Source organism: Hanamia caeni (genome assembly GCF_003721595.1).
In the GTDB taxonomy this organism is placed as follows: Bacteria; Bacteroidota; Bacteroidia; order Chitinophagales; family Chitinophagaceae; genus Ginsengibacter; species Ginsengibacter caeni.
Genome location: NZ_RJJR01000001.1, coordinates 676,564 through 702,220 on the forward strand (window position 1 = coordinate 676,564; position 25,657 = coordinate 702,220).

Below are 25,657 nucleotides of genomic sequence, written 5' to 3' on the forward strand. Positions count from 1 at the left end.
TATGGCCGATTCAAATAGTCAGGATTTTTTTCAAAAATTGTTGAAAACGTTTTATGAAATTCTGAAACCCGCTATCAACATGTTTTCTGATGACCAGGCCCGGACCGAATTGCTCGGCTCGCTTGGCATCACCGGAACAGCGGCGGGAACGTCCACTCCATCTACCGGAGGTTTGGAAGCTTACATCAATAAAGCCGATGATGAGGTAGAGCCGTTTCAATTGGCCAGTGCCATTGCTGATTTAACATCTGTGGTTATGGGCATCGAAGGCATTATCCAGGCAGCATTAGCAAGCGACGACGCCTCAGACGCCGGCGAGCATGTTGCCGGTGAATTGGTAACTGCTTTATTAAACCTCCTCACACTCGACTATTTGAGAAGAAGGCACCCGGAAGTTCATGCAGTGGTGGAGTTGCTGGATACTTTAGATGAAAGCGCAGTGGCGGCGGGTGGTTCGGTTAATTTCATCAAAGATTATATTGGTGGATTTTTCAAACAGATAGGAAAAACTTTTGACACCGAAGAATCTACAACGGCTGTTTCGGATGGCTTGTTTATGGCAATTTCGGGTGGCTTGTTTTATCTTGAACATTATCTTCGGTCAAAAGGCGTAAAAGACCTTGTAATTTCCGCTAATTACGGGTTTGAGAATGTAACATCAGCTACAACAGCTAACGCAGATAAAATAACCAACCGCACATTTTCTTATTCACTGGAATCGAAATCGCGCAAAAAAGATAAGTTCTTTAATACACTGGTTTTTGTTCCAAAAGAACAACAGGGTATCGGTTTCGTAACCGAATTAAAAGGCACATTTGGCGACACAATTTCTATTGATGACAAAAATAAAATTGATTATGAAATAACCGGCGATGGCTTGTTTCGGATTGGTAATCCTTCAGAAGTAAACGAAGGAAAAAGCAATAAAATTTTATTGGTATATACTTATGAAAATAAAGATCCAAAGAAGATTTCGCTGCTGGATAAACCTGCTATCCGGTTTGCCTTTGGCACTGTAAAGCTGGGGCTGATGGTTACGCCGGATGATGTTTTGGCAAAAGGAATATTGGATATCCATTATGAGTTTAACAAAGGCGGCTTGACAGGTTTCCCATTTAATTTTTTGCCGGATGATATTAAAGATAAATTTCCTCTTGGTATAGGATATAGTGCTACCAAAGGTTTCACTGTGGATGGTGATGGCAATATAGGCACGGGAAGTAAATCTGGAAGCCAGGACGGCGCTCCAACCCCGCCTAAAACGATGGCTAAAACGGCAGAAGGAGGTGATGCTGGTGGTGGTGCTGTTGAAGCCATCGTCGCCAAATTGTTGAATGCGCTTCATAAACAGATTCCGCTTCACAAAAACCTCGGAAATATTGTAGGGCTTGATACACTAACGCTCAATCTGAGTGCTGATAGCGCTCTTAAAAATTTCCAATTAGAAGTATCACTTGATTTTTGGCTAAAGCTAGGTTCTGTAATTACAATCACCATCAGCAGGCTGGGAATGACGCTGAATGTAAAAAAACTGGATGGTAATGGCGGCATATTGGGCTATGACCTTACTCCTGGCATCAAGTGGCCAACAGGCGCTGGCGTGATGGTGAATGCAGGAGTAGTAAAAGGAGGAGGTTTCCTTTATCTCGATCCGGATAAGGGAGAATATTTTGGTGCACTGGAGCTTTCGTTCAAAGGACTTTTCGATTTAAAAGCGGTTGGTATTTTAAATACGATTATGCCTGATGGCTCGAAAGGGTTTTCAATGCTCATTATCATTACCGCTGAATTTTCAGCCGTCCAATTGGGATTTGGTTTTACGCTGTTGGGTGTGGGCGGATTATTGGGTGTAAACAGGCGTGCAGAAGTAGAAGCGTTGAGGGCCGGATTGAAAACCAATGCCATTAAAAGTATATTATTCCCTGAAGATGTAGTCGGGAATATCAACCGGATCATCAGCGATATCAAACAGATATTTCCTATTCAGCAGGATAGCTTTTTGATTGGCATTATGGGTAAAATTGGTTGGGGAACACCTACGCTTATCTCTATTGAACTTGGAATCATTTTGCAACTTCCCGACCCTAAAATACTCATCTTAGGCGTTATTAAACTTGCTTTGCCCACTGAAGAAACAGCAGTAGTAAAAATCCAGGTAAACTTCCTGGGGGTTATTGATTTCCAAAACGAGTTTTTATATTTTGAAGCAAGACTCTTTGATTCTCATTTGGTCGGGTTCCCTTTAACAGGCTCCCTGGCCCTTGTTGTGGCGTGGGGCGACAACAGCACTTTTGGTCTAAGTGTGGGCGGGTTTCATCCGGATTTTAAAGATTATCCGGTAGTACCCACCTTGCCCGGCGCTTTCAGGGACATGGACAGAATTAGCCTCCAGTTATTAAGTGGCGATAATCCCCGATTGGGTATTGAGTGCTATTTTGCGGTAACCTCCAACACTGTTCAGTTTGGCGCTAAAGCTGAATTACTGGCTGAAGGATCTATGGGCTTTAATATTTATGGAATGTTAAGCCTTGATGCTTTATTCATTTTTGATCCGTTCAGCTTTTCTGTAAAACTGGAAGCTACCCTTGCCCTTCGCCATCATTCCTCGATTCTTTATGGAATCCACTTTGCAGGCACGCTGTCCGGAACCACACCCTGGCATATTGAGGGAGAGGTTTCATTCGGAATTCTGTTCGCTACCATCACCATTGGCTTTAGTACAACCTGGGGCGAACCATCACCCGGAGTTCCTGATGAGACACAGGATTTGCTCGGACTTATCCAGGCTGAGTTGGATAAGGCGGCCAATTGGAAACCAATCGTTCCCGATTTCAACAATATACATGTAACCGTCCGAACACTGAGAGACGATGAAGAAGTAGATTTACTCATTCATCCATTTGGAGCCATTGCTTTTGCGCAGCGAACACTTCCCTTGAATTTCGATATCAAAAAGTATGGAAACAGAAAGCCATTGCATGATAACGAAACTAATTTTAGCATTACCAAAATAAGAATTGGGGAAGATGAACTTTCATTCTCTGCGGAAAAGGAATTATTTGCTGTAGGGAATTTTGAGCCATTATCCGAAGCCGAAAAGCTGTCGCGTAAATCTTTTGAAAAACTTGATGGAGGCATTATCATTAGTGATTCAGGGAAATTGACAGTTGCCCAAAGTACATTGGATGCGTCTGAATTAGATTATGAATTGGATTATACTTACGATGACAGTGTGGGCAAAAAGCCTTCTGTAACCAAATTCCCTCATGGTGCATTTAATAATATGATAAGGGGTGCTGCTGCTTCCCAGTCAAACCTTAGCTGGAAAAATGTAAACAAATCCCCGCTGAATGCTCCTGTAAAAACAAAAGTAGTCGACCAGGCTTACACGGTGGCTTCCAGCAGTAACCTGGCAGAATTTGATCAAAACCTGAGGTCCGGAAGCTATGCTGAAGTATTGCAATCGCTAAATAATATTATTAAAACAAAACCGGCAATGGCAGACGACCTTCAAATCGTTGGTGTTCATGAATTAGCTTAACCATAAAAAATTTTCTTTATGAGCTTTGGAGAATACAAATTTTTTTCGTGGGCCCGCAAAGGTATTTCGGGCAACATCGCTGAAAAGGACACACTTGCCAAAAGCGATGGAACACAAAAGGAGCGGGCCACAGTGCCGGTGAATGTCACTTTAAATACTAATATTGCCGTGCCTCAAAAGAATTTCACGTTAGTGGGTCCCGGCGATATTATTGGCATTCAGCAGGACATGATTATTCGATGTGAGCCAAGGAACGGCGTTTCCAATTTTGAACCTAATTATTTTCCTTACATCGAATTTTATGATGAAGATTTCCCCTGGCGCTATACGCCGGCATCTGCTGCCGGAACAGGTAATATGAGCCTGCGCCCATGGATAAGCCTGGTAGTTCTTAAAGAAGATGAATTTGAAGATACTCCTTTGCAATCGCCCCTGAAATCAATTGTGGTGAAAAATATGAATGCGTTGCAACGGGCGGATGAGCTGCATTTATGGGCTCATATGCATTCTAATTTAAAAAACGATGAGACCAATTTTGAGAAATACATTGAAAGCCTAGCCAATGATATAAAAACCGATCCGGATGGAGTGTACAGCCGGGTGATGTGTCCAAGAAAACTGGAGGCGAATGCTATGTATTATGCGTTTTTGATTCCCACTTTTGAAACCGGAAGATTAGCGGCATTGGGACAACCTATTACCGGCATACCCGCGCAAAAAGCGGCCTGGCATGATGGTTTAAGTGAAACCGAATTTCCTGTCTATTTCCGTTGGAATTTCAGAACCGGGGCCAATTTTGATTTTGAAAGCCTCGTTAAGCTTATTGAGCCGCGGGTAATGGACAAAAGGGTAGGCGTAAGGCCAATGGATTGCAGTAAACCAGGATATTTTCAATTAAATTCTTCTGCAGAAATACCCGCGCCCAATCCGCCTGTTATTCTTCTTGAAGGAGCGGTGAAGGCGCCTACGGCGGAGTCTACCACCATTGTTCCCAATGAATTTCAATCCAGCATTGCGGAGCTGGTTAATTTGAACCGGGCGCAGGTAGAGAAAACTGACGGAGACCCTGTGGTCACTATTCCTTTTTATGGAATGTATCATGCGATGCGAAAGGACCTCAGCAAACCCGGAGAAAAGATAATTCCGGTTTTTGATCCCAATTCAGATGTTTGGTATAACGATCTCAACCGTGACCCGCGAAACCGCGTGCCTGCAGGTTTTGGAGTGAAGGCTGTTCAGGATGGGCAGGAAGCGTTTATGGACAAGGCGTGGGATCAGCTATCAGATGTGCTTGAAGCAAACAAAAAATCAAGACTTGCGCAGGTAATGGCCGCAGTGATGAATACCAGCTTTAATAAAAACATAAAAAATCTTTCTCAGGAAAAAGTGTTAACACTCACGCGCCGGTTGGCTTCTAAAATTTTAGTTTCAAACTTTACGATTAAAAAGCAAATCAGCCAAAGCCGGATTCCTGAAGCATTATTTATGGCTCCAACTCAAAAATTAATGCGCGTAAATAGCTCCATCAGCAGAACGTTAGAAAAAACCGGAACTCAACAGGCGTCAATAACTTCTATCGCCAGGGATATCAACAAGACAGGCGGTATCACTTCTGCTTCTGTTGATAAATTTAAATCCGTGGCTGCTGTGGCCGGCATTACCACAGGTGTTCCCTCTGCCTCAATTGGCAAATTAAATATTTGGAGCACAGTTTCTAACCTCGATGAAACTGTGAAATTCCAGCCGATACAATTAGAAAACGGCGGATTTAAAAATGTTCTGGTAAGTAAAGCTTTGGAGGCAACCAATGTTAATAGAACTGGTATTATTGCGCCAAAGGCTGCCACACCCCCTGTAAGCGCGTCTCCGGCAACAACAAGAACTAATATCCCGGTAAAACCAACCAATATTGGGGATACGCCTGTTACTCCGGTGAAACCAGCCAATGTTCCGGTTACTTCAACGCATGTGGGTAGCGTTCCTGCTGCGGGCGGCACTAATGTCAATGTTCCTGCGACGCCAACAAAAGTTATCAACACGCCTGCGACGGGCGCCGGTATCGGGCAGCTTCCTGTTTCTGTCGTAATTAATGATAATTATAAAATCGCGTATACAGAAAATAATATCAGGGCCGGTTATTCTGAAACTGTTCCTGACAAACCGCTGGCTGATATTCCGACGATGTCGTCCAAAACTTTAGTGGCAATTACGCCCCTGAATGCTTATAAAAGTATTTTAAATAAGAAGATTTTTTGGGGAAAAGGAGTAGTGGTTCCACCTGTTGATGATATGCTGCCTGCAATGGCTTATCCTGACTTTCCTGATGCTACTTATAAGCTTCTGATTGACCGGGATAAAGAATTACTACTTCCTAATCTCGAATTCATTCAGCCTAATACCTTTTCTCTGTTACGGACCAATCAAAAATTTATTGAATCATACCTTGTAGGGCTCAACTATGAGATGGGCAGAGAGCTGCTGTGGCGCGAATATCCTACCGATATGAGGGGTAGTTATTTCCGTCAGTTCTGGGATGTAAAGGGAATTATTTCTCCAACCTCTTCTTCTGAAGATGCAGAATCGCTGAAAGACATTGCGCCCATTCATATATGGAACAAGGATAATGAATTGGGAGAAAATAATGCCCGTGACAAGAATAAAGATTCGGAGCAACTGGTATTTGTGATTAGAGGCGACTTATTGAAAAAATTTCCAAATACGCTTATCTACGCCCAAAAAGCATCACGGGATGAAAACAACAAATGGTGCATTCATAAAGATTTGGATGATGCCGGGCTGGCAGCCGAAGTTCTTTTTCCTCAGTACCAGGCAGATGTGCCACCCGACATAAAATTATTGGGATTTGACCTTACGATTGATGAAGCTGCCGGCGTGAAGCCACAAGGTGATGGCTGGTTTTTTGTGATTGCAGAAGTGCCCGGTGAGCCACGGTTTGGAATGGATATCTCTTTTGATCCGGATAAACCCGATTCAGTAACCTGGAACGACCTTTCGTGGGAAAATTTTGATGGAGGCAAAATTGATTTTGTATCGGGTACAAAGCCTCCTGAAATGCCAAACGGAGGTGCATACACTATCGAAGGCCAGGATAGTACGGGCAAAAAAGGAATATGGGGAAGAAGCGCTGCCGACATGGCGACTATCTTGCTGCAAAGGCCCGTAATGATTGCGGTACATGCTACCGAAATGCTGGATAAAGAGATAACGAATCAAAATCCGGGAACTGCTCCAACCACGAAACTGATAACGGAATATAAAAATTACGTGACGAATGTGTTACATCGTAATTGAATTTTTTTGAAATAAAATAAAAGTCATGGCAACCTTCCAGGAACAATTAGACCAGATTCAGAAATTAAGATTTGCCCAAAGCCAGGCAGACCAAAAAGCCTATTCAACAAAATTGGCGATACAAAAAAACATGGCGGGTGGAAGCCAGTCAGAAATTCAACAGGCGCTAAAGGCCGCAGAATTGCCCTATAGATCATCCGGCAAAATACTGAATGATGCGATTAAGAATTTACACGCTGTGGACTTTAAACTTTTAGTGAAGGAATTAAATGGAAATATTCCTTTGGTATTATTGCCCGTACGTATTGAAACACGTTTTGTTTCGCCCCCGGCATCACAATCAGATGAGCTATGGATTAGAATTTTTCCTGATGACATCCACACCGATTCCCATGAAAAAGACTTAACAGCAGAAGAAATTTCGGCAGGAGAAGCTTATTGGAAAAGGGCGGCCGAACTGGTAAAGCAAAATGATGCTGCAACAAGAGAAGATAATTTGAAAAATGCATGGCTGCAGTTGAGAGATATTATTACCAACGCTCAGCGCGCCCTATGGGTGGCTATATCCACCAAGCCGGTAAATTGGGAGAACACTACTGTGGCGCCACCTGAAAGCCTTACATTCCCTCAATACGGAGATGTGAAGGATTATTCCTGGACAAAAGCGCCGCGAGCACAAGCTTTGCCTGATAAATTTGTGGCATCAATTTACCGTAATAATAAAGTGGTGTATGAGCAGGCTGGCAATGTAATTCCGGATACTGTTTTTTTAGGCCCCGATCCTTTGGCTGCTGATCCGGCGATTCAGAAAGATGATAGTGGGATCACCTTAAATGAAGACATTGACTGGCTGCAAAATTTTGATAAAGCCATTGAGGGCGGGATGGGAATGAAAATTAAGCTGCAGCCTCAAATGTTTTCTTCCGGAAAAACAATTGAGAAAATAACAATTCTTGGTATTTCTTTGTCTACTGGCCCTGATATGGGGAAAATGCTGCTGGAACAGCTTTTTGAGAGCCATCATTATTCGTCTAATGGTTTTTCTTTTTTGCCGCGCGGTACTGCCACCAATAATACCGAGCAGGATGGCTCAGGCTATACAAAAAATGAAGATCACCTGGCAAAGGGTTATTATTCAGGCGAAAAGTTGGCTAATAATCCAGGTTCAGATCTTGATTTTTTCACACAAATATTCGGTGTGGATTTTTCCAATATCCGTGAATTGAATCACAGCGATATGAGAGAGCATAGCGATGCACTGAATATGAATACCGCATTGTATGCAGCCGCATTATCAGATTTTTTTAATGAATACATGAAGCCCGCTGTAAAGGAAATGGATGCGGTTAACATCCGAAGTTTCTTTACCAGTTATGTAAGCTCGCGGGGGCCATTACCGGCAATTCGCATAGGAGATCAGCCGTACGGTTTTTTACTTAGCAGCGACATTCAAAGCTGGTCAGAACCCAGTTCAAAGTTTTATACAGGATTTTCAGACGTGCTCAGGAGATTGCAACTGGTTTGGGACGGAATTGTAAACTCGAAGAAGTTGTGCGTAGGCAAAGGCGGAGATACGGAAACATTGCTTCGTATTCTTGGCCTTCAACCGGGTTCGGTTGCGTTCAGGCAAAGGCTTGGAAACTTGCCGGACTACAGTTATTCGTTATCAAATATTAATATAGACCAGTTCAAAAAACAGGTGCTTTCACTTAACCAGGTGATTGTAAATTTTCTTCAAACTTTAGGGTATAAGTTGAGCGCAGAAAATTATTATCCTCTTATTTCAGATCTTATTTTCTATGACAGAACGGTTGCTCTATCCGGAAAAAAGCTTGTGGTGCCCGATAAAGAAAGTTCTGATGCAGAATTTTTGCCGCCCCTGCCCAAATCAAATCTGAATTACATTGAATGGATGGCTAAAAAAGCAACACTGTCTGCTCTTCAAAATGTAAATTTTGATGGCGATATACCGCCCAGGACATTGCTTTGCCTTTTATTGCGCCATGCATTATTAACTGAACTTGCGCAATCAGGAACCAGGTATTATTTTGATAACAAAATTGATATTCAGTATAGCGCATTTCAAAAAAGCCTGTTCAATTTCAATAAAGGTGTTGGCGACCTTACTACTTATGAGTTGTTAAGCGGCCAGGCAAAGAAAGTGGACAGTACAAAATTTTCAGGAATCAATGGAAATATTGCTGACTACTTATTAGACAGTAAAATTAAGATTCCTTACAACCAAAATGTAACGTCCATGCGCAATGCGATGTCGCAAATCGCAGGTTTATCTACTGCCGGGTTAGAAAGAAACCTTTGCGACTTCATCGATCTGTGTTCATACCGGCTGGATGCGTGGCAGACGGGTTTATTTACCAGGCGGGCGTTTGCTAACCGCAAATCCATTCCTACCGGAATTTATATAGGTGCTTATGGCTGGGTCGAAAATGTTCAACCGGAAACTAAAGTGCCGGTTGCCGTAGATACCCTTTCTGAAAAGATAAGGCCGGCAAATAATATTGCGCCGGTTAAGCTGAGAGAGAACGCAGGCTTTTCGCATGTTCCTTCTCTGAATCATGCTACAGCTATGGGTTTGCTTTTGGCAGGTTATAAAAATCATGCATCCAAGTCTGACCCGGATACTTTTGCTATTAATCTTTCCAGTGAGCGCACAAGAAAAGCCCTGGATATACTGAGTGGAGTCAGCAATGGTCTGTCTATCGAGGTTTTGTTAGGATATGAGTTTGAAAGAGCTATGCATGATTTTACCAGTAGCGGCCTGGGAAACCTGAATCAATATATTTATGATTTCAGGAACAAATATGCAATTGATAATATTTCCATACCCCAGCAGGGCGCGCCCCAGGCCCAGGAAACGATTAATACCTACCCGGTAGTGAACGGATTAAAAGTAGTGAAAGCACCGGTTTCTGAAATAAACGCGATTGTTACAGACCCGAATTTAGCAGATGATGTTCTTAACATTAAAAACAAGCTCGCTGATCTGCTGGATGCCTGCAATGATGTACTGCTTGCAGAAAGCGCCTATCAACTTACGCAGGGAAACCAGGACCGGACCTCTTCGGTTCTGAACGCGGCTTTACTTGCTGACACGCCCCCTGAGATACAGGTTACTGATACGCCACGCTCGAGCCTGCTGACTTATACGCACAGAATTTCGCTTCATTTTAATACCGGCGCTCTGGTAAAGACTGTCAATGGTTGGCCTCAGGCTGCTTCTCCCAGGTCAGCCTTCGAACCAGGAATGAATCAATGGTTGGCTGAAATTATCGGAAACGCTCAAAATATTGTATGCTCCGTTGCTGCGGTTGATAATGATGGAAACGAAACCAAACCTGCATTCCTTTCCTTGTCAGATTTAGGATTGCAACCGATTGACCTTGTGTATATTCTTCCCAAAGATCTTGCAGGTGGGGCTACAGAATTGGAAAGCCGCATTGCTTACCAGTACCGGAAAGTGAATCATACAGATAAAAATTCTTCAGTAAAAATCAGCTTTAGCCCTGCTGCCCCCGGTGAAAATAAAATCACGCTTGCACAGGTATATCCTCTTTTAAGAAATTTGAAAAACATGCTGACTGGTTCAAGGGTTGCTACCGCAAAAGATTTTGCTTCAAAACAAAAGACAGTTTCTTCCGGCGCGGATGATTCAGGAATTAATTATACTGAATTTCAAAACAGGATTAGTAGTGCAATTGCCGGCCTTACTAGCGCATTCAATTCATTTAACAGCATCGTACCAAATACTACCGTTCCAAAAAATGATCTTAATCCGGAAAACCTCGGAAAGTTCTTTGATATTATGAATCAAAAGCCTGGTGAAAAAAATCGCTTTGATGCGCTTGAATTAAACGAGGCAGCGGTCACCGCCATTACCAATTTTCAAATCATGGCTACCGGCTATGGCGTTCAATTGGCTTACCCCGAAAATCAAACCTTTATTACAAAAATTAATCAGCGTGATTTTTTAGAAAAGACTTTTAATATCTGGAAAATACTCGATACAAAAATCAAGAGTGGAAATAAAAAATTGTCAGATGCTGTGGCAGACACAAACTACATCACGAAGCGGAATTCATTCGTTGATGCTGCCAAAATAGTTATGGGAGATGATTTCGTTCCGATACCTCAATTCAATTATTCAAACCCGGAAATACTGGCCCAGTGCTTTGCTGACGAAAAGCAAATTCTTTCTCATGCTGAGACGGTATCTACTATTCCGGCGGAAGCGAATAAAGAATTATGGATACAATCAGTTTCGAGAGTACGCGAACGTGTCGCAAATCTTGAATCCGCGAGGATTATGGCGGAGTCGGTTTCCAATAATGAAATAAATTTTCAGGTAGCCCAGGTTCCTTACCGTCCTGATGATAGTTGGCTCGGGTTTGAATTTCCTGAACAGTATAACGGCGCACCTTTCAATATTCTGGATGATACCATAGCGCTCGCTTTTGCCGGCAGCGCTGCTACGAATACTTCATCTGCACAGTCTGTTTTAATTATTGACGACTGGACGGAAAAGATACCGGTGAATGAAGAAGTTACCGGAATAGCCTTTCACTATAACCAGGCTTCAGCAGCAGCTCCGCAGTCGGTAATAGTGGCCATAGAGCCCACCGGCAGTGGCAAATGGGATTGGAATGTTTTGCAGGGAATCATTTACGACACGCTCCGCCGCGCCAAGTCGAGAGCAGTAGAACCAGACCATCTCATGGAAAATCCGGCTTTAGGCGTGTTGCTGCCCATGACGATTGCCTCTTTTGATGTAAATGAAGCAAATGTATCGCTGGATTATCTTTTGTTAAGCGATAAATTTTTGACGCTTGCCAAAAATCAAAATCTTGAGCTTTATAAAAAGTGGAATTAAACAAGGCCTTAATGAGTTAAAATAAAATTTATGCAGGTACAAATCAACAAGATCTCTCAATTCAAATTAAATCTGCCGGTATTTACCAAGCCTCTTATTTCGAACAGAAACCGGCTGGAAGGGTTGCCACGGACAGATGAATTTGATAGGAGCCTGAGGGCTGAAATTGCCGATCCGCTTTGGCTGCTTTGCCGCCAATGGCAGATGGGTGAATTTGAGGGAGAAGATGCCGCCACTGCATGCCAGGCAAAAATCCTGGCGGAGCACCAGCAGCCAGAAGTAATTCATTTCAACCAGGGAAATCCCGTCAATTATGATGCAAATAAAATGCCGCTTGAAACGCTGATTGAGGGTGAGCTTCCTCGTCATGATTATTATCTTTCGGTTCAAATGGGCAGGCAGTTTTTTAAATTGATGAACAGTGCTGGATTGTCCGGCCATAAAAAAGCATTCATTACCCAATATCCGATTGCTGCTGTCATGGATACGGATGATAATGAAGCGATGTATTTATTTCAGTCTACTTCAGGAGTATTTCCCGATGGCTATAAAATTTGGGAAGACATCAATGATAATAAATTCGAATCATTTATAAAAACGATACCTGGAATTTCTGCCGGCGATACCGACAAGTTTATACAGGTGGTCGCTTCCCAATTCAGCAAGTGGTTCACCAATTTATATCACTTGCCGGCTGTGGGCCAAACTTCATGGCGGCCCGATCGGATGGAATATAATTTTGAATTGGATTTGCCTCATGTTGAAAGTAGTACACAGTCATTCCTTGAAGCCACACAGTATTCGTCAGGCAAAATTGACTGGCTCACTTTCGATGAAAATTTGAAGGAAGCTCCTGAACAATTACCTCCTGATAACTTCGTGGAGGTCGTGCAAAGCTTTATTCCTTCGGCTTTAAAGTATTCCGGTATGCCAAATCCACGCTTTTGGCAAATGGAAAACAGCCGTGTTGATTTTGGAAAAATTCAGACAGGTACCAGCGGATTGCTCTCCATCTTGCTGGCTGAATATGGATTGACTTACTCCAATGATTGGTTTGTATTGCCTTACCAACTGCAGAGCAATACCCTTTGCGAAGTAAAATCCATCATGGTTACAGATGTATTTGGTCAAAATATTCTTATTGAGCCTACATTTAAAGATCCGGAAATGAACTGGCATGAATTTGCCTGCTTTCGTCATACTGAAATGCAAAACAGGCCTTCTCCCAGAAACCGCTTTTACCTGCCATCGTCAGTAGTAAAAACGCAATATGGCGAACCACTTGAAAAGGTGAATTTTATGCGCGATGAAATGGCCAATATGGTTTGGGCTATTGAAAGTGTGATACCTTCAGAAGCTGGTGGAAGCCGCCGTGTAAAATCAGAGCTTTCACGTTATGATGTCAATTTTGTTCCATCAGATCCCGATGCTAAAATCAGGTATCTAATCGGTACCAGCGTTCCCAAAAACTGGATTCCCTTCATTCCGGTGCATAAAGAAAACAGCCAGCAGGAAATCCGCCTGCAAAGAGCAAAAGTTCCCAATGCCCCGGCACCGCTTAGCCTGTTGCTTACAGAACAGCAGCCTGTGCATTTTATTGAGGAGGAAGAAGTACCAAGAGCAGGTGTAATTGTATCAAGAATGTACAAAAGAACACGGTGGCTAAATGGGCAAACTTATTTATGGATTGGCAGAAGCAAAACGATAGGCAGGGGAGAAGGGTGGAGTGGATTGATGTTTGACCAAATCCTGCCGGTATAATTTTTATTTTTTTAGCGCGGATAGTAAACAAACAAAAACTGTATTTTTTATTTGCACTACTTTTTCTTTATCAGGAAGCCCTGATCCATTTTTTAAAAGCCTGGGCGGTTTCCTGGCTCACAATTATTGAATGGTTCAACTCATCATTGCTCAAATCAACTTGCAGCTTTACCTTTTCAAACGGCCTGAAGCCTTTTACATAATCAAGGTTTATAATATACTGCCGATTTGCCCTGAAAAATAATTGCTGATCCAACTCATTTTCCAGTTCTGAGAGCGTCTTGTCTAACAAGTATTTTTTTGAAAATTTATCAATTACAAAAACTACTTTTTTTTCGGTATAAAAAAGAACCACATCCTCAGTTTTCAATAGTATATTTTCCATGCCCCGCTTTACCAATAGCCTCGACCGGCCGGCTGAATGAACATGAGCCAGCAGTTTTGAATAAGATTCCTGTAGGCCATTTGGCTGAAAGTGATGCTGAAGGTTTTTGTATTTCCAAATAGCTTTACTTACATCTTCCTTTTGAATGGGCTTAAGTAAATAATCAATACCGTTATTATCAAAAGCAAGTAAAGTGAATTTATCATAGCCTGTTGTAAAAATCACCGGCGTTTTTACTCCGGCGTTTTTGAATATTTCAAAACTTAAACCATCAGACAATTGAACATCACTAAAAATTATGTCAGCCGGCTTTGAGTTTCCAGTAAAATATTTAATACTTTCCTTCACAGATCTCAACCGGGCATTGATGACAATTTCTTCAGATATTTCATTGAGTATACGGACCATACACTCCATGGCCACTGTTTCGTCTTCAATAAGAATGACTTGAATCATGGATTTGTTATTTATAGATTAAGGGTAGTTGCAAAGTGTATTCGTGATGAGTAATTTCCGTTTTTATTTGTTTATTACATGCCAGTCGATAGCGGGCCCGCAGGTTTCTAAGTCCTATACCCGTTGAATGAGGAACATGCGTTTTGGGCTTTTTGTTATTCTTAACCAGGATGCATTCATCGTGATGTTCAAAACTTACAGTCAGAGGCTCGTGACAGGTAAATTCATTATGTTTGATGGCATTTTCAACTGCAATTTGCAGCGCAAAAGGAACAATCATTATTTTGTCGTTATGCGCCGGGTTTAACTTCGAGATAAATTGTAGCTGCTCGTCATACCGTAATTTCAGAAGAAAGAGATAATTGTCGATAAATTCCATTTCATTTTGCAACGGAATCATATCCCTGTCTTTATTGATTAAAAAATATTTGTACACACTGGCAAGCTTACTATTGAATACATGCGCAGTAGCCGGGTCAGTAAGTATCAGATGGGAAAGTGCATTCAATGAATTGAAAATAAAATGCGGCTCCAGTTCATTTTTCAGGTTAGACATTTCAGCCATAGATCTTTCCAAATCCAATTGATTCACTACCCTTGAATCAATTTGCCTTTCTTTATCCAGGTATAAAATTTCATAGACCAGCGTGAACACAATAACTGCAAGGACGGACAAAAACACGTTCAATAAAAAATATGTCCATGCAAAATTTTCTTTCGAAAACCGGTAATAAATCAATGTGAGAATAGAGGCAATCGCGCCGCCAAACAATGCGTTGGTCAGGGAGATGGTAGAAATTTTGATGAAGGTATTCTGGTCAAGCGTAAACCAAGTTCTTATTTTATGATGCAGCCACGCGGCGCAATTCCATATGCTCCACGACATAAAAATGAAATACACAGTGATGGCAGCGAGTTGCAGAAATGTATAATTCCGATAAGTGATGACATTGGATAAATAAGGAATTGAAATCCCCAATAACGGAATAAAAAGGTACCGTAAAAGTTTATCTTTAATCATTACAATCCGGATTGATCAAAAAAAAAATCGGGTGATTTCGTAGGGGTGTGTAGTCAGCATCAAAACTAAATTTTCTAATTGTTAACAACATTGTAATGTTAGCTTAAGGCTCATTTTTTTTTATGAATGGCAAGGGAAGAAATCGAAATGAGACAACCTGGATTTGTGTAAACTTCAATGCGCCATTTTCATGCTTTAACTTTACATTTTCATGCTTTAGAAAAACAGGGTTTCAGAATTAAAATTCCCTGCTTAATTTCACATTATCTCATGTGTATAGAAAGATACATATTCCGAGCGGGCATTCCTGTCCGCTTTCTTTTTAGAAAAAATTTACTAAATTAAAATCGTTAAGAATTACCATTATACGCTGCAGCTTTGTGGTTTGAAATCTTTCCTATTCCGAAGGCAGACGCATCATCAGTGAATCAAGAATGTTTTCCAATTGGTTAACCGGCATTTTTAGGGTAAGAAATTTATCTCTTGTCCCCCTTTTGTCCCAGCTATTGCTGCCATCTTTATTCACAATTATTTTTCCTGTTACTGCGCCAAAATATTTTTCATAGCCTCTTGCTGCCACGAGCACCGCGGTTTCATCCCAGCTCATTCTTCCGTTTGCATCGTTTTTATCAAGCGGAATGCAGTGAGCAAAAACATCTTTGACGGGTGAATTGCTGACTCTGCTTTTTGTTATGGGCAACCCGGTATGAATTTTCTCGCCTATCTCGAAGCCACTAAATACAATCGGTGCCGGCCAGTTGTCAAATGCAAATTTTGAAGCTGCGGCATCTTTCATCAGGTTAAATTCTTTAAACGTGCCCATCTCTTCATTAAAACATCCCGCCATGCTTACCAGTAGCTTCACTTTTTTCTTAACCAGGTCTTTTCCATTAAGAGAAGAAAATTCATCTGGTTTTGAATCAAGAAGATTTGACATATTGGTCAGGAAGCCAACCGTTACAATTGTGACGCTGCTGTCTGGTAGGTCTGCCAGTATTTTCCTGTACAATTTCAGCGCATCATCAGCTTCAGAATTTAATTTGATAGCATGAGGATATTTGGACACTATCAACGAATCCCACTTTTGGGGGCAGGAAACGTTAATCCCGTTTTCCTTTACAACACCAACGGGGATATCGGGTCTTTTAAAATAAGTATTCAGCACGCTCATTGACGCAGTTGTTAAGCTATGCTCATTGCTGGAAACAGTTGCAAGAATTTTGCATTCTCCCTTATCTGCCATTGCGTGTAAAATTGCTAAAGCGCCCACATCATCATAATCCGGACCCATATCGGAATCAAAAATTATATTCGCCGGCGTTTGAATTATTTGACCTTTCATTTTGGGCACGAATAGTATAGTTGAAATTAAAAGCACAAAATAGGCAGTTGAAATATTTTTCATTTTATTAAATTAATCAGAACATTTTATAGCAAAAATAAAATCTGAATTTTTTATCTTTTTACCGGGTTTGATTTACCAATTGCACTTCGGTAATCGGGCTAAATAGAAACTGTTTATTCGACGAAATATCTTTGCATAAAAACCGGGTTCTGATTTTCTTTATTTTTTGATAAACCAATCCGTTTTTAAATAAAAAAAGGCTCTGGTCAGGCAATTCTTCCAGTAAATAAATGCCCGGCTTGTGTGGGTCATATTTTTTTAAAATTCTGGTGAGTTGCGCCTCTGCGCAGGAGCTTGCCGCAGGGTTTTTCAACGTTCTTGCTAATTCTTTTTCTATGTCAGCCGGAAAGATTTTTTTCGAGATGAACCGCGCCAATATTGTTCCGAATTCACTTTTCCATTCAGCGCCATGAGCCAGTATCCGGTTTCCGTATTTTTCATACGCTACAAGATGGCCAAGCTCATGCAGCAAAGTGATTAAGAAAGAATATTTATTGAGATTGCCGTTTACGCTGATGCGATGATTCTTGTCATGGTGCTTATTACGATAATCGCCAAGCTTGGTCATTCGCTCACGGGTGATGGTGAGGTGAACTTTAAATTCTATTAAATAATAGGCTACGTCTTCATAAGCACCTTCGGGCAGGTAAATGCTGAGTTGTCGTAAAGGGGATTCTTTTTTAGGCATCTGGCTTCTTTCGCGCTATTTTCATTAATTGTACCACTTCCGTAAAAGTATACACCAAATAAATACCCAGCGAGGTCAAAATTGATGGCTTGTTCACTTCACCGCCCATTGCAACAATATAAATCAAAATAGCGCCCACGATTACAAACATTTTCAGCAAAAGGGACGAATAAACGCCTCTGATAAATGCATTGATATTTGTAGAGCGCACGCCCCTGGTTTGAATGTAAAAGCCAAAAAACGTCAACAGAAACAGGACAATATTGGCAACTATTAAAAATGCCACATTAAATCCGGCTTCTTTTAATGAATTGAAGAAAATGAAAATAATTAAATTGATGAAAAGAAAAAGCCCGATAACGGGAATAAATTTTTTTACAAGAGATTGAATCATCTTCAATTTGATTTATTTATAATCTGCCGCTTTCAAAAAACAAAACGCTACTTTTCTGCACCATCGCAAAGGAAACAAAAATTAGGCATTCGCACTTTTTAAATTGCATAAGAAAATAAAATTTTTGCTGTCAAATCTTTTAAAAAAAATTGCACCATTTTTTTGAAAGTACGGATTTTATATATTTACTTTGTATTTCAAAGTACTTTCAATTAAATAAAAAATAAAATCATGGAAAAGAAAAGAAATTTATTCCGCCCGGTTTTTTGGATTTTTGCAATAACTATCTCTTTGTTATTAATTCCGTTTATTGCCATGCAATTTACCAACGAGGTAAATTGGAATGAATTTGATTTCATAATTATGGGCAGCCTGATATTTGGAACCGGCTTTTTATTTTATATAATGACAAGGCGCTCCTCAAATTTCATTTTTCGTCTTGCCATCTCCATAGCGGTTCTTTCTTCTTTTTTATTGATTTGGGTAAATCTTGCCGTAGGCCTTATTGGCTCAGGGCCTAATCTTGCCAACCTGATGTACATAGGTGTTTTTGTGATTTTAATTGGCGGTACTTATATTTCGAAGTTCACGCCCCAACGCCTTCAGTGGGTAATGTTCATTTCTGCAATTGCAATAATGATTTTCGCCATAATCCAGTTATCGGGCGAAATGTACAAATATCCCGGAAGCTCAGTAATTGAAATTTTAGGTGTAAATACATTTTTTGCCGCCTTATTTTTATGTGCAGGGCTATTATTCCGCCTGATTAGTCACCAGCAAAACTGGCGGGCAAACATACCATCATAAGTGAATAGAAGTTTGAAAAAGGCGTTGAGTTATGGTTTACCGGAAGTATCCCTGATTATTTTTATCGTCATGCTGATGATGATAAGAAGCGGCAGAAGCCAAACCAGCAGTGGAAAAGAAATGTTGAGCCATTCATCTGCCTTGAAGCCAAAGAAAATGCCGAGGCCAATTCCGGCCAGGAATTGCATACCCATTCCGGCATATTTTATTAATTCGCTGTTTGTTTCTTTCCTGGTTTTCAAAACTTAATGTATTTCAATGTTGATAGAGATTCTTACTAACAAACTATGTTGTTAAAAATAACTCCTGGCCTGCATTTAGTAACATATTAGCTGAAAATAACCGTATTTTTAAAATAATTTTGCAAAAATTAAGTTTGCTAATAGTAAACGAACAATTTTGCTGTTTTTTATTTCCAACAAATTCAAATTATTGATGAAAATCCGGATCACTAAGCTACTACCAATATTATTGATCTTTATTTTTTTAAACCCGGACGCCCATGCTCAACTTGGCAAAATTACCTTTGATTTACAGAAAGATAAGCCGCAAAAATTTAAAGATAAGCCGCTCAGATCAGAGAGACCGCAGGATAAAAAGCTGGGACTTGGAGGACGGTTTATTCAAAATACCACAAGCCACTATAATTACTTTTTCAACGCCAATAATAAAATAAACAGCGCCATTGAGCTGGGCCGCCTGGCTACTAAGGATGATTATTCGCAATTGATTCCGTATTATAGCTATTCACTCGAAAATACAGCTTCCCAGAAAGTTTTGCTTGATTCAGTAATCCTGGAAGCTACTGCAGGTATTTTGTTACACGATCTGCGTACCAACTGGGTAGATAATTTTTATTTGTTAATCGGCGAAGCTTATTACCTGAGAAAAGATTTTGATTCAGCAGCAATGACCTTTCAGTTTATCAATTTTAATCTTCATCCAAAGAAAAAGAAAGATGATGATGACCAGGTGATCGTGGGAAGCAATCAGAACAGCGGCAATAGCGCTCTTTCTGTGTCGAGCCCGGAAGACAGGAACTTGGTAGATAAGATTTTTTCAAGGCCACCGAGCAGAAATGATGCGCTTGTTTGGCAAATAAGAACCTTAACCGATAAAGGAGATTATCCTGAAGCTGCCGGAATTATTAACACCCTGCGAAATGACCCCCAGTTTCCTGAGCGCCTTCAGTCCTATTTCCAGGAAGTGCAGGGGTATTGGTTTTTTAAACAAAAAATGTATGACAGTGCTATTGGCTACCTGAAAAACTCGCTTCCGAATTCATTGGATTTGCAAGACCAGGCGCGGCGTGAATATTTGCTGGGTCAGCTTTATGAGATGAATGATAAACAGGATACGGCGTCAGAATATTACAGCCTTGCCATCCATCATACTACCGATCCTTTGATGGATATTTATGCCAACCTGAACCAGGCCAAGATGTTGAAAAGTAAAGACCCGGCAGAAATTGAAAGCGGAATTGATCGTTTGGTACGAATGGCCCGTAAAGATAAATTTGAACCCTACCGGGATATTATTTACTATTCGGCGGCACAATTAGCGATGTTAAAGCCGGATACCAGCGCCGCGCTCTCATTTTACAAAACGAGCACGCTTTTTAACCAGGAAAACATTTCATTGAAAAATAAAGCTTTTTTGAACCTGGCTGAAATCAATTACCAGCTTAGAAATTATAAACAATCCTATAATTTTTATGACAGCCTTCAGGCCGGGGATACCACGCTGGAAAATTTTGCTGATATAGAGGCGAGAAAGAATGCCCTCGCTCATGTGGTCAGAAGCCTGAACATTATTGATCGTGAAGACAGCCTGCAGCTTATAGCCGCTATGCCTGCGGCTGAGAGAGATAATTTCCTTAAGAAATTATCAAAAAGATTAATGAAGGAACGGGGATTGAAAGAAGACATGAATGAATATAATCCTTCCGGGGCTTTTATTACTAACCGGAATATGTCGCAAAATTTTTATGGAAATAATACCCAAAAAGGGGATTGGTATTTTTATAATAATTCTATTAAAGCCCAGGGGCTTACCGAGTTTAAAAGAATCTGGGGCAAGCGACAGAATGTGGATAACTGGCGTAGGTCTTCCTCAAGCCAGGGCGCCACAATCGCTGGCAGGCAGCAAAATGAAGGCGCCGCATATGAAGACCCCCTGACTGCCGCTGCTTCGGGCGGAAAAGAAGAGGTGATAGCTGAGCCTGAACAGGTCGATGTTTCTGTTGAAGGCCTGCGCGCCAATCTTCCTTTAACGACTCCGGCATTGGATACCAGCAACGTAAAAGTGGCGCGTGCCTTGTTCCAGGTGGGCAAAGATTATCAAATGCTTCTTGAAGATTATTATGCCGCCATAGAAGCCTATGAGCATTCGTTAAAGAGGTTTCCTGATAGTTTGTACGGCGGCGAATTATACCTGAATCTTTCTTATTGCTATCGCAAAATCGGGAACAATGAACTGGCCGATCATTACAAAAATCTGTTGATAAAAAATTACGCAGACAGTAAATATGCGATGCGTGTTTTGCATCCTGAAATGTTTAATCCTACAAAAAATGACACGGCTGCCCAAAACAGGTACGACAGAATTTATAATTTGTTTATAGAGGGCAAATTTGATGAGGCAATAAAAGAAAAAGCTGCCGCAGACAGCCTCTATGGCCAAAGCTATTGGAACCCGCAACTATTGTACATTCAGTCGGTATATTACATTCAAAAAAAGGACGATAGCACGGCGACAAAAGTTTTAAAGCAGATAATTGCTAACTATCCCGGCACGGCGATGGAAGAAAAGGCAAAAACCATGGTGGATGTTTTATCGCGTCGCGACAGTATTGAAAAATATCTTACGAACCTGGAAATCGTGAGGGCGAAAGAAGACTCGCAGGTAGTGGTTTTTGATGATTCGAAGCCGGTTAACAAGCTTGCTTCGCCTGTAATTACTACAGAAAAGCCACAAGTACAAAATGAGAAGGTAGCTGCCGCCCACGTGGAATTAAATCCGGATAAAAAGTTAGCGCCTCCGGTAAAAAAATCGGGCTTTATTTTTGATCCTTTGGAGCCACAGAATGTAATAATGATTTTAACGAAAGTGGACCCGGTATATAGCAGCGAAGCGAGAAATGCTTTCAACAGGATGAACAGCCAGAGCTACAGTACCAACAAAATCGAAATTTTGAAAGACACTTTAGACAGTGAACGAACAATTTTGGTATTTTCTCAATTCGTTGACGCGCAGGAAGCAATGAAATATATGGACAAACTAAAGCAGGCGGCGCCTTCGCAAATATCCTGGCTGCCTGCCCAGAAATATAAATTTTACATCATCTCTGACAGCAACCTGCAATTTTTAAAAGAGAATAAAAATTTACAGAATTACATCGATCTGTTGGATAATAAGTATCCCGGAAAATTTTAAATATTCCTTTCAGTATTATTTAATATTTTTCGGTTTTTAAAGCAAAGAAAAAATGCAAACTCCCCAGCGGAAAAAGGTAAATAAAAATAAAGTTTCCAAAGTAAAAGCGAGCGTAAAAATATTGTGGACCATTGTGGCTGCAGGGTTCGCCTTATTTATCGTTGTGCTCGCCTCGGCTTATTTTGGCGTTTTTGGCAAATTGCCATCATTAGAAGAATTAGAAAATCCACAGGCCAATCTTGCGACAGAAATATATGCCAATGACGGTAAAACCCTGATGGGTAAAATTTATACGGAAAACAGGGTGCAGGTAGATTATAAGGATATTTCAAAAAGCGTGATTGACGCATTGATTTCAACTGAAGATGTTCGTTTTTATGACCACTCAGGTATTGATCCCATCGCTCTCGGCCGCGCCATTAAAGGATTTGGAAAACAAGGAGGTGCCAGCACGATTACCCAGCAACTCGCAAAAAAAATTCTTGGGCAGGAAAATCATGTTCCTGTTTTAAAAAGAGGGATTGACAAAATTAAAGAATGGATTGTAGCGCTTAAGCTGGAGCGCAATTTCACGAAGCAGGAAATCATTTCGCTTTATCTAAACCGGGTTTCATGGCTCAATGTATATGGCATCAGGAATGCCAGCCTGGTGTATTTTCAAAAAGAACCGTCAAAACTTACTCCTGACGAAGCGGCGCTGTTAGTAGGAATGCTTAGCGGCCCGGGAAGGTACGACCCAAGGCATAACCCTAAAGCTGCGCTGGCACGCAGAAATTTAGTACTGGATCGTATGGTGACCAATAATGATTTATCCAAAGCAGAAGCGGACGCCTTGAAGAAAAAACCTCTTGATGTAAAATATAAGCTGGTGAACGAAAGCCAGGGAATAGCACCCTACTTTAGATCGGTATTGACAAAAAAATTGCAGGACTGGTGCAATACACATAAGGATCCGGCTACGGGCGAGAAGTATGATTTATACAAAGATGGCTTGAAAATCTATACCACTATCGATCCCAAAATGCAGTTGTATGCTGAAGAAGCGGTAGTCAGACACATGACATCAATGCAAAAGAATTTTAACCGCCAGTTATCTAAAAATGTATGGAAAGGGCAGGATTATATTTTAAATGCTGCAATGAAAGAAACAGAGCGATGGAAAAATATGAAAGAAAATGGCGCTTCGGAAGAAGAAATCAAAAAATCCTTTTACAAGCCGGTGAGCATGAAAATTTTTGCGTGGAATAAAAAACGCGAAACAGACACGGTGATGACGCCTATTGATTCCATCAAATATTGTAAGCAGATGATGCAGACCGGCTTTTGCGCAATGGATCCTGTTACCGGTGAAGTAAAAGCATGGGTAGGCGGCATAGATTTTAAATGGTTTAAATACGATCATGTTACAGCCAACAGGCAAGTGGGTTCCACATTCAAACCAATCCTTTACACGTTAGCCATTACCGATGCCGGGATGACGCCTGATAGCTATATTGGTGGAAAGCCAATTACGCTGGCCAATAAAACGATTACCGGCCCGGGAGGCACCATGGCTTATTGCCTGGCTAAATCTATTAATGTAGCTGCTTTCGACTTAATGAGCCGCATCGGACCAAAAAAGACAGTGGAGTTCGCACACTTGTGTGGCATTAAAAGTAATATCCCGCAAGTGCCTTCCATTGCCTTAGGCTCTGCCGACATCCAGTTAATTGAGATGCTGCAGGCTTACACCATGTTTCCTAACAGGGGATTTAATACAGAACCAATCTATCTTACAAAAATTGAAGATAAGAACGGAAACATTTTGCAGACTTTTGAACCAAAAGTAAAACAAGTAATTAGCGAAGTAGATGCTTATACCATGGTAAAAATGATGGAAGGAGTAGTAAATTATGGTACCGCTGGTTCTATGCGATGGAGGTTTAATATTCAAAGTGAAATGGGTGCTAAAACTGGTACTACCAATGATAATACGGATGGATGGTTTATTGGCTATACGCCACAATTGCTGGCAGGCGCGTGGGTAGGAAATGATGATCCGTTTTTGCATTTGCCAAAATACGGAACCGGGGGCGGAAGCGATATGGCGATGCCTGAATGGGCTTATTTTATGCAAAAAGTATATGAAGATAAATCGCTTGGAATCGACCCGAGGGCTACCTTCCAAAAACCGGTTGAGTTGAATAATAATCCTATTTATGCCGACCAGAATTTTGCGGCCCTATCCCAGGAAGGCCACGGAATAGATTCTGCAGATGTGCAGGGCAACGGCAATGCAAGCGATTATGCACCGCCTTCTGATATTCCTGTTGAATCGGATTTTACAAAACCGGTAATGCCCAAAGTGCAACCAAAAGAAACAGCCAAGCCCATCGGCCCTAAAAATTATATACCCAATCCACCTGCGGCTAACGAGCCCGAGAAAAAACTCAAAAATGTGATGCCGAAGAAGGGCCAGAATGCCGCTACGGATTATTAGCGCTCAGTCAAAAAGCAGCAGTCAGGTTATGTAAATACCCGTTTCATCTAAACGATAATAATTAATTTAAACACGTTTGCTAAACCTATATTTGCCCATTCAAAAACAAAAAAATAAAATCGCATGAAACTTATAAAAGTTATTTTACCAGCCGCTTTATTCTTTGTGACGACAAGCGCGTTAACGCAGACTAAAACGAGATTAAAACTTCCGGAAAACAAAAAATACCAGGTAATAAATACATTACAATCCAATAGCACAACTAACATCCAGGGCCAAACTATGGAATCAGCCGTAAACGTATCTTCTACTTATAATATCCAGGTAAAAGGGAAATCCGGATCTGAATATAACCTGAGCAGCACCATTTCCAAGCTCACCACCAATATGACTATGATGGGCCAGGAAATGAAGTTTGATTCAGAAAATAAAGACGATATGAACGGGCCATTCGGTTCGGCATTAAAAGATTTTATTGGCAATGCAAAAGATATGAAAATGGATGCTTCCGGAAAAGTAACTTTTGATGACAAGGACACTGCAATGAGTGAAATCGCCAAGCAATTATATCTTACACAAAACGCTTTTGGAACCCAACTGGCTTTTTTACCGTTGCCCGAAAATGCGAAGGTCGGCTCCACCTGGACAGAGAAAACCAGCAATGACGGGATATCAAAAACTATTAATTATACCATACAAAATATCAGCGGAAATGTTGCTACCATTTCTTTTGATTCTGTTGATTCAATAGCTACTTCCATGGAACAAAACGGAATGGAAATTTCTGTAAAGACAAGTGGCAAATCTTCCGGGGAAGAAAAGGTAAATTTGAAAACCGGTGTAATCCAATCAGGTACTACCAAAGCGGATGCTGCGGGCACGGTTACGGCAATGGGGCAGGAGTTTCCGATGTCCACGAAAATCATTTCGAATACGACAGTTACAGAATTATAATAAAATTTTTCAGTTAAATATCGGCCCTGCGATTTGTTTTGCGGGGCTTCTTTTTATGAGGAATAAAGCTTTGTAGTACAGATTATTAATTATTTATAAGCTGCCCGTTTCCAAAAAGAACTAGCAGGTTT

General features: G+C 41.0%; 14 protein-coding genes. 8 read left to right on the plus strand and 6 right to left on the minus strand.

Going from position 1 to position 25,657, the window contains the following annotated elements:
• Position 1: 1 nt before the first annotated feature.
• From EFY79_RS03020 to EFY79_RS03035, 4 genes are read left to right on the plus strand one after another with little or no spacing between them, the layout of a single operon-like run.
• The gene (locus EFY79_RS03020; protein WP_123119178.1) at positions 2-3,541 is read left to right on the plus strand and encodes a DUF6603 domain-containing protein; all 3,540 of its coding nucleotides are present in this window, start codon (positions 2-4) and stop codon (positions 3,539-3,541) included.
• A gap of 18 nt (positions 3,542-3,559) precedes the next feature.
• Positions 3,560-6,853 carry a hypothetical protein gene (locus tag EFY79_RS03025; protein ID WP_123119179.1) on the plus strand — a complete coding sequence of 1,098 codons (3,294 nt, stop codon included), beginning with the start codon at positions 3,560-3,562 and terminating at the stop codon, positions 6,851-6,853.
• Positions 6,854-6,878: 25 nt separating this feature from the next.
• Positions 6,879-11,741 (plus strand): hypothetical protein, encoded by a 4,863-nt coding sequence (locus tag EFY79_RS03030; RefSeq protein WP_123119180.1) that lies wholly within the window; start codon positions 6,879-6,881, stop codon positions 11,739-11,741.
• Between the two features lie 30 nt (positions 11,742-11,771).
• Positions 11,772-13,502 (plus strand): hypothetical protein, encoded by a 1,731-nt coding sequence (locus EFY79_RS03035; RefSeq protein ID WP_123119181.1) that lies wholly within the window; start codon positions 11,772-11,774, stop codon positions 13,500-13,502.
• A gap of 70 nt (positions 13,503-13,572) precedes the next feature.
• Here the strand turns inward: EFY79_RS03035 and EFY79_RS03040 are convergent, their stop codons facing one another.
• The 5 genes from EFY79_RS03040 to EFY79_RS03060 all read right to left on the minus strand — a co-directional run bounded on the left by EFY79_RS03040 (position 13,573) and on the right by EFY79_RS03060 (position 17,851).
• A complete protein-coding gene (locus EFY79_RS03040) occupies positions 13,573-14,343 on the minus strand; it encodes a LytR/AlgR family response regulator transcription factor (protein ID WP_123119182.1) in 771 nt (256 codons plus the stop codon).
• A gap of 7 nt (positions 14,344-14,350) precedes the next feature.
• Positions 14,351-15,364, minus strand: a complete 1,014-nt coding sequence (locus tag EFY79_RS03045; RefSeq protein WP_123119183.1) for a sensor histidine kinase — start codon at positions 15,362-15,364, stop codon at positions 14,351-14,353.
• A 397-nt stretch (positions 15,365-15,761) separates the two neighbouring features.
• Positions 15,762-16,769, minus strand: a complete 1,008-nt coding sequence (locus tag EFY79_RS03050; protein ID WP_199727416.1) for a nucleoside hydrolase — start codon at positions 16,767-16,769, stop codon at positions 15,762-15,764.
• 58 nt (positions 16,770-16,827) lie between these two features.
• Complete coding sequence (locus tag EFY79_RS03055) at positions 16,828-17,457, minus strand: SprT-like domain-containing protein (protein WP_123119184.1); 630 nt, start codon at positions 17,455-17,457, stop codon at positions 16,828-16,830.
• Entirely contained in the window at positions 17,450-17,851 is a 402-nt protein-coding gene (locus EFY79_RS03060; RefSeq protein WP_123119185.1) for a hypothetical protein, read from the minus strand. Before EFY79_RS03060 ends, EFY79_RS03055 begins: the two co-directional genes overlap by 8 nt.
• A gap of 231 nt (positions 17,852-18,082) precedes the next feature.
• On the opposite strand from EFY79_RS03060, the gene EFY79_RS03065 reads away from it, so the two are divergent.
• A complete protein-coding gene (locus EFY79_RS03065) occupies positions 18,083-18,658 on the plus strand; it encodes a hypothetical protein (RefSeq protein ID WP_123119186.1) in 576 nt (191 codons plus the stop codon).
• Positions 18,659-18,687: 29 nt separating this feature from the next.
• Here EFY79_RS03065 and EFY79_RS03070 read toward each other — a convergent pair whose 3' ends face one another.
• Positions 18,688-18,900, minus strand: coding sequence for an AtpZ/AtpI family protein (locus EFY79_RS03070; RefSeq protein ID WP_123119187.1), 213 nt, complete (start codon positions 18,898-18,900; stop codon positions 18,688-18,690).
• A gap of 193 nt (positions 18,901-19,093) precedes the next feature.
• On the opposite strand from EFY79_RS03070, the gene porW reads away from it, so the two are divergent.
• The 3 genes from porW (at position 19,094) to EFY79_RS03085 (ending at position 25,526) form a co-directional block, all read left to right on the plus strand.
• The gene (gene porW, locus EFY79_RS03075; RefSeq protein WP_148041839.1) at positions 19,094-22,093 is read left to right on the plus strand and encodes a type IX secretion system periplasmic lipoprotein PorW/SprE; all 3,000 of its coding nucleotides are present in this window, start codon (positions 19,094-19,096) and stop codon (positions 22,091-22,093) included.
• Positions 22,094-22,145: 52 nt separating this feature from the next.
• A complete protein-coding gene (locus EFY79_RS03080) occupies positions 22,146-24,572 on the plus strand; it encodes a penicillin-binding protein 1A (RefSeq protein WP_123119189.1) in 2,427 nt (808 codons plus the stop codon).
• A gap of 123 nt (positions 24,573-24,695) precedes the next feature.
• Positions 24,696-25,526 (plus strand): DUF6263 family protein, encoded by an 831-nt coding sequence (locus tag EFY79_RS03085; protein ID WP_123119190.1) that lies wholly within the window; start codon positions 24,696-24,698, stop codon positions 25,524-25,526.
• Positions 25,527-25,657: the final 131 nt, after the last annotated feature.